6 protein-coding genes and 1 pseudogene are annotated in these 12,227 nt (G+C 38.3%); 5 read left to right on the top strand and 2 right to left on the bottom strand.

What is annotated here, in order from left to right; translation table 11 throughout:
• Positions 1-10: 10 nt before the first annotated feature.
• Positions 11-3,298: a tetratricopeptide repeat protein gene (locus tag H4J63_RS14395; RefSeq protein ID WP_182197240.1), complete on the bottom strand. Its 3,288-nt coding sequence runs from the start codon at positions 3,296-3,298 to the stop codon at positions 11-13.
• Positions 3,298-6,006 (bottom strand): endo alpha-1,4 polygalactosaminidase, encoded by a 2,709-nt coding sequence (locus tag H4J63_RS14390; protein WP_182197238.1) that lies wholly within the window; start codon positions 6,004-6,006, stop codon positions 3,298-3,300. Before H4J63_RS14390 ends, H4J63_RS14395 begins: the two co-directional genes overlap by 1 nt.
• 486 nt (positions 6,007-6,492) lie before the next feature.
• Here H4J63_RS14390 and H4J63_RS14385 point away from each other — a divergent pair, with 486 nt between their 5' ends.
• The 5 genes and pseudogenes from H4J63_RS14385 to H4J63_RS14365 form a co-directional block, all read left to right on the top strand.
• Positions 6,493-8,160: a methyl-accepting chemotaxis protein gene (locus tag H4J63_RS14385; protein WP_182197237.1), complete on the top strand. Its 1,668-nt coding sequence runs from the start codon at positions 6,493-6,495 to the stop codon at positions 8,158-8,160.
• A 121-nt stretch (positions 8,161-8,281) separates the two neighbouring features.
• Positions 8,282-8,797 carry a MarR family winged helix-turn-helix transcriptional regulator gene (locus H4J63_RS14380; RefSeq protein WP_259365683.1) on the top strand — a complete coding sequence of 172 codons (516 nt, stop codon included), beginning with the start codon at positions 8,282-8,284 and terminating at the stop codon, positions 8,795-8,797.
• 133 nt (positions 8,798-8,930) lie between these two features.
• Positions 8,931-9,680: an RIO1 family regulatory kinase/ATPase gene (locus tag H4J63_RS14375; protein ID WP_002958932.1), complete on the top strand. Its 750-nt coding sequence runs from the start codon at positions 8,931-8,933 to the stop codon at positions 9,678-9,680.
• A gap of 313 nt (positions 9,681-9,993) precedes the next feature.
• Positions 9,994-11,346, top strand: coding sequence for a magnesium transporter (locus H4J63_RS14370; RefSeq protein ID WP_002958930.1), 1,353 nt, complete (start codon positions 9,994-9,996; stop codon positions 11,344-11,346).
• 55 nt (positions 11,347-11,401) lie between these two features.
• A pseudogene (locus H4J63_RS14365) lies at positions 11,402-12,103 on the top strand (DUF21 domain-containing protein); the annotation flags it as partial.
• Positions 12,104-12,227 lie beyond the last annotated feature (124 nt).

Here is a 12,227-nt window from a genome sequence, read left to right as displayed (position 1 = left end):
TCTCCTAACATTAAAAATGTACGTAATAACCTAATTGTAATTGTGTATCTGAGTTACCCACTTTATTACTACTTTGGTAACCCAGCTGTAATTTAAATAAATCATCGCCCAGTACAGACCAACCTGCGCCACTTGAAACTGATACATCTACTGTATCGTTAAGTGTTTGATAGCCAGTACTTATATCAAATAACCATGAAGGGCTTGCGCCTAAATAAGGCGGCTCCAACGAACCTGTTGAAGCAAATGAGGTCCCTAGTGCAAAACGTCTAAATGGTTGAAGGTCAACTCTTAGCGGTCTTCTATTTGCATCTGTATTTATTAATGCATTAACACGTTCAAAGTCTTGCCATTGCGCACTAAAATAAGCGTTCCAAATTGGGCGGTCTTTTAAAATGCTGTATTGGTAACGTGCATTATATTCTTGGCCATTTATTAGTGAGCTGCCATCGCTTCTTCGAGAAAAAGACATCGCTGCTGCTGATAGCTGTACGTTTTGTCTACCATCAATATTGTAGTTAACATAGGCCGTGGCTTTATCTAGCTGAGCATAGCTAAGTAGCGCTTCTGATTGGCGGTTTTCAACATTATATTCAAGCTTTAAACCTACCTGTGTACGCGAATCCCATTGATAACGAGAGTCCAAGCTAAAACCTTGACGGCTAACTAAGCTGCCTTGGTGAGAATCTATTTTTGCATCAAAATACCAACGACCAAATGTCATCTTATCTTCTATCGCGAACAGTAATCCGTTGTTATCAAGATTTTGCTGATTACTTAAACTTAATTTCCATTGCCCATTAGCATAAGGAAAATAAACGTTTACATCGTACTGGCTACTGTTTAAACCAGCCTCTGGCGATAGGTTTATTTCAAGCGCTCTAAAATAGGATGCGCGTGCATTTCTGAGTAAACTCAATTGCGATTCATTTGCCTCGCCAGTGAGTTCTTCGTACCAACGTTGCATGGTGGCATAGGGTTGTTTTAAATAGAGTAGGGCGTTTAGCTCATCTAATTTGCTTAGTGAACCTTCAGCTATAAGCTGTTTCGCTTTATTAAATTCGCCGTTTGTCATATAAAGTTGTAGTTTTTGCCATGGCTCTAATTTTTGTGCGGCCTTGCGCGCTAACCACCAGTTTGTTTGGGGCTCACCAATAGTGTCGGGGGCAAGTTCTTCCATTGTGTTTAATTGCATTAAATGAGGAACAGCCATCGCGCCCGCCCAGCGGAACATTAAGCCTCTGTATGCATATTTATCTTTAGGTAAGTGTTGCAGTAAATAGTGATTAAGTTCAGCAGCATTTGCATAATAACCAAGTTGCTTCATTACATCGGCTAAGTTAACCAGTGTTGTTAAGTCACTTGGATCTGCAATGGCTAATTTACGCAAATAAAAGTAAGCACTATTATATGATTTTTCATAAATAGATAGGCTAGCTAATAGCTGGGTCCACGCATAGGAAGGATCACTTTGTGAATAGCGAGCTAAAATGCGGCTAATCATCACAGTGTCGTGCATTTGCAGTGCTAACCAACCTTGTGCAAGCACAACATCAGGGTTGTATTCGCTTAATTTAGCGGCGCGGTTAAGCGTTGTGTAAGCATAATTTAAATCACTTTGGTTTTGATACCAATTTGAAAGAATTAACCAAGCAGGGTAGAGGGCTTTATTATAGCGCTGCTTATCAAGTTCAGCATGAATGCGTGCAACTGATTTAGCATCATTTACTTGGGTGCTCAGCAATGCAATTTGAATCAATTGACGGTCAGTTTGCGACTCGCTTTTCCATAAATAATCAAGAAGCTCTTGAGGTTTACCTTCAAACTTTAATTGTTGGTAATGCAGCATGTCGCCTACGCTTAAAGGGCTTATTTTTTGTAACTGTTCAAGTGCATATAATTCTTGAACTTTGTCTTGGACTCGCATTGCCATGTCCACATGGGCACTCCAAAACTCATCATCAGAACTTTCTTGCTTGCTTTTTAGTACTTGCAGAGCTGTAGTAAAGTCATCTTCTAGCCAAAATGCGCGGGCAATCCAAAGTAAGTCTTCTTCATTTTTAGGCCCTTTATATGTAGGCCACAAGACCCTTAAGGCTTTTAAATTACCAGTATCGTGAAGTACTTTTGCTTTCCAATATTGTGATAATGCACTTTTACCATTTATTTGCTCAAAGCGTTCAATATTATTTAACTCTTGCTTTGTGTTACCAATAAATTCGTTAGCTTGCATCCAATTAGCAAACCCATTGCCTTTCAGACTTCTGTTTTGAGCTTTATATTCGTATATATCATTAGCATCTTGGTATAAATATAAAGCGGTGGCATCGTTAATACTGTCGGTAAGCATCGCAGGAGTTACGGATCTGTTAGACATTAGCCATTTAAATTCTTGAAGCGCTTCTTTAGGCTTGTTTTGCCAGCGTTTTATCTTCCAATTTAGTAAGTGTAGTTCTTTATCATTTGGGCTTTGTTGTAATAATTTGGCGAGTAATTGCTCTGCCCCTTTTGCATTTCCATTTGCTAGACGCAGGTGCATGGCTTTTGTTAAGTAGTCGGTGTTATTTGGCTCAGCTTTTAATAAGCTTTCAATGGCTTGAGCTGCATCTTCTGTATTGCCAGCTAAGTTAGCTAAATAAAGGGTGCGTTTAACATCGGCTTTGTCACCATAGGTTTTCCACCATGCATAAGCTTGAATCGGATTATTTGCGCCAAGTGCAGTTTCAATCGCTTTAGCTGCAATGTCAGCATTTATATTTGTTTTATAAATAGCGAATGCTTTGTCAGGTTCCCCTGCGCTTAACCAGTAATCGGCTGCAAGGAGTGGCTGTTTATTTTTTTGATAATACTGAGCAACTTTTGCGTTTAACCCAACGGCTTTTGCAATTGTCAGTATTTGTTCGTTCCAATTTTTATGAGCTCCTATTTTTAATGATAGCTCTTCAAAGCGGTCGTCAACTTTAGCACCACTTGCTAGCCATAATGAGTAAAGCAGCTTTATTTCAAGTGTTGCTTTGCGCTCGCCCCTAGGTAGCTTTTCAAGCTCGTTAGTGGCTTGTGAATACTCACTAAGCCCTATATGTAGCTCAACCAATTTAGCGCGAAGCTTTTCGTTGTCTGGCTCTGTATTGAGCGCTGCATTAAGGTAAGATTTCTCAAAGGTATAATCTTGTGAAAGTGCATCATCTTCAAAAAATAAAGTATGGGGAAATAACGCATAAAGTGCAAAACAACTTACAGCTAGTAACGCTAATATTGTTTTTATAGAAATTAACTGAGGGCGCTTTTTAGTATTCATTATAGAGCAGATCCGTTGCAGTTAAGGTAACCATAAAATTGACCTTTTGGCAGATTAAAGTGCGTCACATTAGTGCGTGTTACACCTTTAAAGTGTTCACCCAAATTAGATACAAATTCGCATGAGCGTGCATTAATTAAATCAAGTGAAGCGGGCACCCATGCTTTAAAACTAACCGGTCCGTTAACTTGCCAGTTATCAATAACAACATTTGCAGACGCTAAATAAGGTTTTTTACTATTTTGGCTATGATCAAAGCTAAGGCGAGCTATGTTATTTATAATATGTATGTAGTCACCTTTTTCAGTGACACCCGATACACCTTCACTTTGAGCTATGTTTGGCACATCAAAATCGGTAGGTATCCGTAGAGTACGAATGTACTTTGAGCTAAATAACCATTCATTATTATTGTTTTTTGCAAGTGCAGAAAAGTAAAAATCTTTTGCTACTTTTGCATAATGGCTTAAATGCACAGGCGTATTTGGTCTTGCTAAAACATAATCTATGTTGTGTTTAAGAGCGTCTAAACCCGCAAGAACTTCGCCTGAGTAAAAGTGATAGTAAATAGTGTAAGGTTTTAACCTATATGGTTTTTCTGTTATTTCGAAAGTTTCGGTTAAACGTCTAAAGCCGTAATAAGGGCCATGCCATAGGTTTGTGTAAACATTTTCATTTAATATGGGGGCATAAATTTGATACAGCAAATCACGCTCAGGTCGGCCAATAGGTGATATATGTGTAAGACTAGGATTATCGGCATTTACATCAGTGTTACCCCCGTTGACATTTAACACACCTGCATCACGAGCAAGTTCAAGTGCTTTAGGACCAGGAGTTGCATCACCAGACCAAAGTATCATCACTGTTTTTTTATTTTTAGGTGTGAGCTTTTCATCAATGTACTTTATTGAATCTGTAATTTCTTTTTTAAGGCTGATAGTGTTGTAGCCAGGTACATCTAGATGAAAACCGTAATCGGTGTCGTCTTCATCTATTTTTTTTCGCCCAGACAGTGCTGTCCAAAAATAGGGGTGACTATAGGTATGCGAAGCAACTTCTACGTAAGGTAGGTTAAAAATACTACGTGCAATGCCTTCAAGTTTGGCACTTTGTTTAGAGTGAATACCGCCTTCTTCAATGTCAGCTTGGATCACAGATGACGTCAAAGGCAGTTTATAGCGTTTAATTATTTCATCTCGAATCACTTCTGCTGAATAAGGCTTACCTTCGTAATGGGCAACACTTGTAAATCCATCTCCATCTATATGCAGCGTAAGCATTCGCCTGCCACTTTCGGTGGTTGTATCTGGCACTAATATAGGTGGTAGTCCCATAGCCTGAGTTAGTAGTGTACGCGGATCAATAACCCATTTGCTGCCTTCCATTGGAAATGTATCAATTAGCCAAGGAGCAACGACGACTGCACCATATTTAGTTTTAGCAGCTTGTACAACTATTGTGTCATCTGATGATTTTATTGTAATTAAAGGAGTCGCATCAGTTGCTAATTTGAGTAAGTATGGTTTAACAATAGGGGGAGGTGTTGTGGATTCTCCTTTGAGCCAAGGTGCAAAGCTATCTTGTTTATACGGACCTTCAGGCAGTGTGTTTAACGACTCAATACCCAAGCTTAATAATAATTTAGTTGATTGTGGTAACTCGCCTAAAATAAGCTCTGGCACCACACCTAAATTAGCTTCAAGCCAATTGGTAAGTGTTGGTGTGTAAAATGCGTCGCTTGAGGTCCACGAAATAATACCGGCATGTAAGCTAGGGTCAACCAAAGGTAAATCGCGCTTTGCCATATCTATGTAATCAGGTATATGCCCCAAATACTCAATCATGGTCGCAAGCTTTAAATGTACGGTAGTGTAAATGAGTGGCTTTACGTTACTGTTATAAGGGATCAAAATGCGCCTAGGAACCGGTGTAATTGATGATGTTCCCCATGTTTGCAGGTGACCATCGGTTACCCATGGATTAAAACCGGCGTCTATAATATTTTGTGCCATAGCGAGGCGATTAACGGGCTTTGCATAATCAATAACTTGGACGTTGAGGCCTAAGTCTTGTGCTGTTTTTAATTGTGCGCTTAGCCAATCTTGGTCGTTTTTGTTGGTCAGTTTATAGCTATTGTCGGTCGGATTAAAGTGGCTATACAAACCCTCAGCAACTAAGTCTTTGGCTAAATTAGCGAGTTTAGGCAATAACTCAAAGCCCCGGTTGAGGATAAGGTGTTTGTCAAAAGTCTCAGATAGTGAGCTTATTATGGTGACTAACCCAGCTTGTTGATCGGGTTTACTGTGTGTAGCATCTAATAGCTGATAGCTATCAAGGGTATCTAAAAATAAGCCGCTAAAGCCACGTGCTTTTAATGCCGCAGCGCTATTTGCAATATATTGTTGCCAATGTGCTGATGTTAAATCTGCAATGTGGCTATTCCAGTTGGGGTTTATGCTAAGTGATGACTCACTTTGATTAAACGACTCACCAACACTTAAATAAGCATAAACAGCAATATTACGCTGTTTAAACCAATTAAGTTCGTGCTCAGTCACAAGATCAGGCTGGACTACAACGCGAGAATAAAAGGTCATTTCGGCTAATGGCATCGGCGCTGAGTAGTAAAAAGCGATACTATTATTTACAGGTGCTGAGAATGCATGAGCAGACACTAAAAGTGCAAGGTATAAAATATATTTCATTAATAATTCATTTTTATTAGATTATAACTGTGGCTCAAAGTGATGCGTTCCGATTTTCTAGTTGTTTGGTATTAGTAATATAGGGTTGTTATATGTTAATGGAAGTTTAATATCTATATGTTCATTATTTATATGAACCTAAAATCAATACTAACATGAGTCCTGCGTTAACTCATTACATAGCTGGTGATTAGTCGTCTTAGTACGCTATAAAATTAAGTTTAGATCAATGCAGCTGCTAGAACTTTAAATCTCTAATGAAAGAGTGGCAAATATATATTAATTAATACGAAGGTCTCAGTGTTTTTAGTGTCCAAATACCTTCCTTGTGACTATAATATCTGCTAATTGAGCATGGTATGAGTTTACTCCCACCAATTTGTTTTTATTTACTATGCTTTTAAACCCATTAAAACAATGTAAACAACCGTAATTTAATTTTTGGCTATTGTCGCTATATATGCATTTATATACCCCGGAGAAATAATGAGTAATTTAAGCTTGAAAAACAAACTGTTGTTATTAGCTATATTGCCCTTAATGCTACTTTTGATTAGCTTGATGCTGAGTTCTTATTATTTAGAGAATAAAAATCAGCAACAAAATTTTGAAGCATTTCAAACTAAACTAATAAGTGACAAACAAACGTTGCTAAGCACCGAGGTGGAAATTGCCAGTAAAATTGTGCGCTATCAAATAGCAAATGGCTCTGAGCAAGATGCTAAAAACGCTTTAAGAGATTTAACATTTGGTCAAGGTGGTTACTTTTTTATATACGACACAAATGGCGTTAGTGTTTTTCATGCATTATTAGGTGATGCTATTGAAGGGCAAAACAAAATAGGGATGACTGACCCTAACGGTAAAAAAATAATAGTGGGCTTATTAGATCAAGCTAGAAAAGGCGGTGGCGCTTTTAACTATCATTTTCAAAAACCAAATACCACAGGCTTAGTTGAAAAAATGGGCTATGCAGCAATGATCCCAGGTACAAACTGGATGATTGGTACTGGCGCATATATGGATGATATAGACGCAGAACTACTTAAATATCAAACAGCAATGCAAGAGCACATGAATGATAAGGTAGTGACCTTATTGCTAATTGCTTTATTTTGGGTTGTTTTAACTATTATATGTGCGTTAGTTGCCGCAAATACAATGGTAAAACCAATACAGCGCATGGCGCAAAGCCTTGACGACATTGCTAAAGGTGAGGGCGATTTAACCAAACGTTTAGATATTGATACTAACGATGAAATAGGCCAACTTGGCGAAGCATTTAATATGTTTGTAAGTAAGCTACATGGCATTATTGCCAATGTGGTTGATGTAACACACGATGTAAAAACAGCCTCTAGTGATATAAATACACAAACACGATTAATTGAAGACAAGCTACTTAATCACAATCATGAAACAGACCTTGTTGCGACGGCTATTACCGAAATGTCGGCTACTTCTCATGAGGTGGCTCAAAATACAAACCAAGTGGCAGAGTCAACTCAAGCGGCAACGCAAGAAGTTGCTAAAGCTCAAGAGTGTGTTGATATTTCACTCTGTGAGGTTTCAAACTTAATGGGCGAAATTAACCTAGCTGCTGAACAGGTTGATTCACTCAGTGATCAATCTAAAAAGATTAATAGCGTACTAAGTGTAATTGGTGGAATTGCTGAGCAAACAAACTTACTTGCACTCAATGCTGCAATAGAAGCTGCGCGAGCAGGTGAGCAAGGCAGAGGGTTTGCAGTTGTTGCTGATGAAGTAAGAAGCCTAGCAAGTCGTACTCAAGTTAGCACATTAGAGATTAGTGAAATGTTGAGTGAGCTACATAATTTAGTATCAGATGCAGTTGCAGCAATGCAAGCAAGCCAAAGTAGTTGTAATCGCTCTGTTGAGTCGTCTCGTGCTATTTCAGAAAGTTTAGGCGCGGTAACAAGCTCAGTTAGATCAATTAACGACATGAGTACGCAAATTGCAACGGCAGCCCTGGAGCAAAGTAGTGTTACAGAAGAAATAAATCGTAATGTATTTGCCATTCAAGAAATAGTTAATGAGTTAACTATTTCAAGTAAAACCACGTCTACTGTTGGTCAGCATTTAGCGGCGCGTGGTGAAAACTTGGGCCAGCTTGTTGGCCAGTTTAAAATTTAGCAAAATTTTAAACTATATAAAATAAAGCCGCTGATTGCGGCTTTATTTTTGTGGCTTAGTTTTAGCTGCTTAGTTTTTATAAAAATTATTGAATTTTTTGTATGCGTTAAGGTCTATCAGCATGCAAATATACCTATACAGTGGAATAACCATGCAAAACATGCCATCAATTAAACGTTGTACTCGCGAAGAGTTAGCGCCAGAGCAAGACTTGGGGCGTTTAGTGTCTTTTTTACGCTCGAGATTAGCCATTCATGTTGATGCCAAGTTACTTCCTATGGACTTAACTTCAGCGCAATATATTGTGGTAGTACTACTTGCGAGAGAGTCGGTTAATACGCTTGCAGGACTTTGCGAGTATATGGTTTATGATCGTGGCGCTATGAGCCGTTTACTAAACCGACTTGAAGAAAAAGGACTCATTATTAAAACGCAATGCGAGCTTGATAAGCGCTCAACTATTTTGTGTTTAAGTGAAAAGGGTAAAGCTCTTTGTCCTGAAATTATGCCTGTAGTAAACGAAGTCTATGCGCAAGCATTAAGTGGTTTTTCAGAGCCAGAAAAAAACCAAATAATCGACTTACTATTCAAAGCTATAAATAATCTTGATTCACTGCCAAACTCCCCCCAAAAGTAGATTATCAATAAAATAGCGATACTGTTTCAACAGAAAGTTAGCGTGCTAATTAGTTGATCTGATTGTGCGCAGAATCTAACTTTGATAATATAGTTGCCTAGGCAATTAAAGTTATCATCTTGTTAGGTTTGTTATGATTGAAAATAATTTGTTAGTACAATTACAGCAGCAATATCCAGAACATACTTTTATGCAACATCACTTAAGTGTTGTCCATAAGGGACGTTTTGCTAACGCGATTGTGTATCGATATAAAGATAATGAATTTGATTTAATTGTTAAAGATTTTAGCCAAAGCCCGTGGTTTATCCGCAAAACATTTGCACGAATTTCGGTAAATCAAGAGTATAAAGGGTTAAGCCGTTTAGCTGAGCTTGATGCAGTCGCTAACCGCTTTTGTAGATTGTCGCCGATAGCGGTTGCTTATAACTATATTGAAGGCACGCCACTGCGCGCTTTAATTCATGAAGACAAAACATTACCTGTTAACTTTTTTAGTGAACTTGAGCGTCAAGTAGCAAAAATGCATCGCAAAGGCATCGTGCATTTAGACTTACGTAATATGGGTAATATTTTATGCGGCGCAGACGGTAAACCTTATTTTATTGATTTTCAGTCCACTATTAGCTTTTCTCGTTTTCCACGTTGGTTGCAACGCTTTATGCGAGGTTCTGACATGTCAGGCGTATATAAAGCATGGAATAAATTGGGTGAGCAACCTCTGCCACAAAAAAAACAAGACTATTTAGAGCGCTTTAATCACGTGCGTAAACGCTGGATTTTTAAAGGTTACCCAATACAGCGAGGCTATGCGTGGGGCGCTGCACTTATTACTCAATTTGTAGATTCTGACTTAGTACGAAATATTACTGATAGACTTTAATTTAAAGCATAAACCGTAATTTAAAAACACCTAATTCATTGTGTGATTTTGCCCATATTAGCCTAGCTAATATGGGATTTTTTTTATTATAAGTAATCCCTTTGGTTTGCTTACTTGTTGTTTAATCCCTCAAAAACAATTCCTTTACTGTTTTTTTAATTTTTTAAAATAAATATTAGTACTGCATTTAGTTTGCCCATACAATGCGCAAAAATAGCTTGCGCATGCTTAATAAGTTCACGTTTTTTCTGCAATTTTTTATTGTTCAAGTAGACTATAAATAATGTGCGCTTTTAAATTTTAAGGTTTTAAGATGATTGAGTATCCGGTAGACCAACTTCCACAGCTCATAAATGATTTATTGCAATGCGATACAACAGAACGCAAAAATAAATTATTAGCAGATGCGCAGTTAACGCTTTCAACAGAGCACCTGTCATTACTTTTTGAGGCGATACCAAAAGAACAACGACTTGAAATTTGGCAGTTGCTTGATGAAGACACGCAACACGAAATTTTTGTTAATTTAAGTGAAGATAGTTGTTTGTGGTTGCTGCAAACGCTAGAAGACGCTGAGGCTTTTAAACTTCTTGATGAAGTTAATGTAGAAGAGCTACTGGAACTTGAAGAAGTTATACCAGAGCGATTTGTTGAGTATGCAAAAAAGCAACTCGATGAAGCGCAAACCAAACAATATGATTTAGCGCAGCAATACCCGCCAGAACAACTTGGTCACTGGTTAGGTTTTGACTTTTTAAAAGTATCAGAGAAGCTAACCGCCGGTGGCGCTAAAAAATTGCTACATAAAGGTTTACCGCAATACAGTGAAGTTATTTATTTAGTAAGCCGTAAGGGCAGCTTAATAGGTGAGGTTGCGGTAAATGATTTAATAAAAGCCAGCGACACCGATAACTTAATGACATTGGCAAATCATGACTTTTCATCGCTCCATGCTGATGATGATTTATATGAAGCAGCAGAAGTGGTGATCCACAGTGAAAAAATGGCATTGCCAGTGGTTAACGCAGACAATAAATTACTCGGGCGATTAACCATTGCCTCAGCGTATGAATTACGCCAAGAAATTGCTGATGAAGCAGCCGCTAAAGCGGGTGGTTTACGTGAAGACGAAGACCTGTTCGCAAGTGTTCGAAAAAGTGCTAAAAACCGTGGTATATGGTTAGGTATTAACTTAGCTACTGCCTTTTTAGCGTCTTGGTTCATCGGTTTATTTGGCGCAACTATAGAGCAGGTTGTAGCACTAGCTGTATTAATGCCAGTTGTTGCTTCTATGGGGGGGATTGCAGGTAGTCAAACATTAACCGTTATTGTGCGTGGTTTAGCGCTTGGACAGGTTACAGATTCAAACCGCAATGCGTTACTTAAAAAAGAGCTACGTGTTGGCGCTGTAAATGGCTTGGTATGGGCATTTGTAATAGGTCTGCTTACATTCTTATGGTTTAACGATTTAATGCTCAGCATTACAATAACGGTAGCCATTTTATTGAATTTAGTCGCGGCGTCACTAGCGGGTGTTGTTATTCCGTCTATTTTAGACAAAATGAAAATTGATCCTGCGTTATCTGGCTCGGTAATTTTAACTACTGTTACTGATATTGTTGGGTTTGTTACCTTTTTAGGTTTAGGCAGTTTACTGCTTTTATAAGCCTTATACCAATTCGCCTAATTAAGCGGATTGGTATTACTAACAGGAAAATACAATGACCTTTGAAGTCATGATTTGGTGTGCAATTGCTTTGTGTATTTCACAATCGGCAATATTTTCGGGCTTAAACTTAGCGTTTTTTTCGCTAAGCAGACTCCAGCTCGAAATGGAAAGCACAAAAGGGAACGAAGCTGCCATAAAAGTGATGGCACTTCGAAACGACTCTAACTTTTTATTATCGACTATTTTATGGGGTAACGTAGGTATAAACGTACTGCTTACGCTACTTTCTGATTCTGTATTAATGGGCGCCAGTTCGTTTTTATTCTCAACTATCGCAATTACTATTATTGGTGAAATAACACCACAGGCTTATTTTTCGCGTAATGCGTTAAAAATGGCGAGCCTACTTTCGCCGTTAATTAAGTTTTATCAGATTCTGTTTTATATAGTTGCTAAGCCAACGGCTTTAATTCTCGATGCATGGTTAGGTAAAGAGGGGATTACGTACTTTGCTGAAAGTGAGCTCAGGGGTATTATTCGCAAACACATAGAGGCTGAAGAAGCTGATGTTCAACACGTTGAGGGAATAGGCGCGCTTAACTTTTTTAGCTTAGATGAAATAAGCGTAACCAAAGAGGGTGAGGTAATTGATCCAGACTCGATTATTGCTTTGCCTACTAAGCTTGATTTGCCTATTTTCCCAGACCTTACATTAACAACTGATAATGAGTTTTTACGCAAACTACATAAGTCATATATGGTCTCCTCCAGTATTGCAAGGTGTCATTCAACGATAGCAGGGACAGGTTTGCTGTCATATATACGGTCTTTTAGTGAAGATTATTACTTCTGACCTTGATGTAATCCGCGCATATTGT

Origin of the sequence: Pseudoalteromonas sp. 5Ae-yellow, from assembly GCF_014077565.1 — a bacterium.
Taxonomy (GTDB): domain Bacteria; phylum Pseudomonadota; class Gammaproteobacteria; order Enterobacterales; family Alteromonadaceae; genus Pseudoalteromonas.
This window is presented reverse-complemented; position numbering and strand designations above follow the sequence as displayed.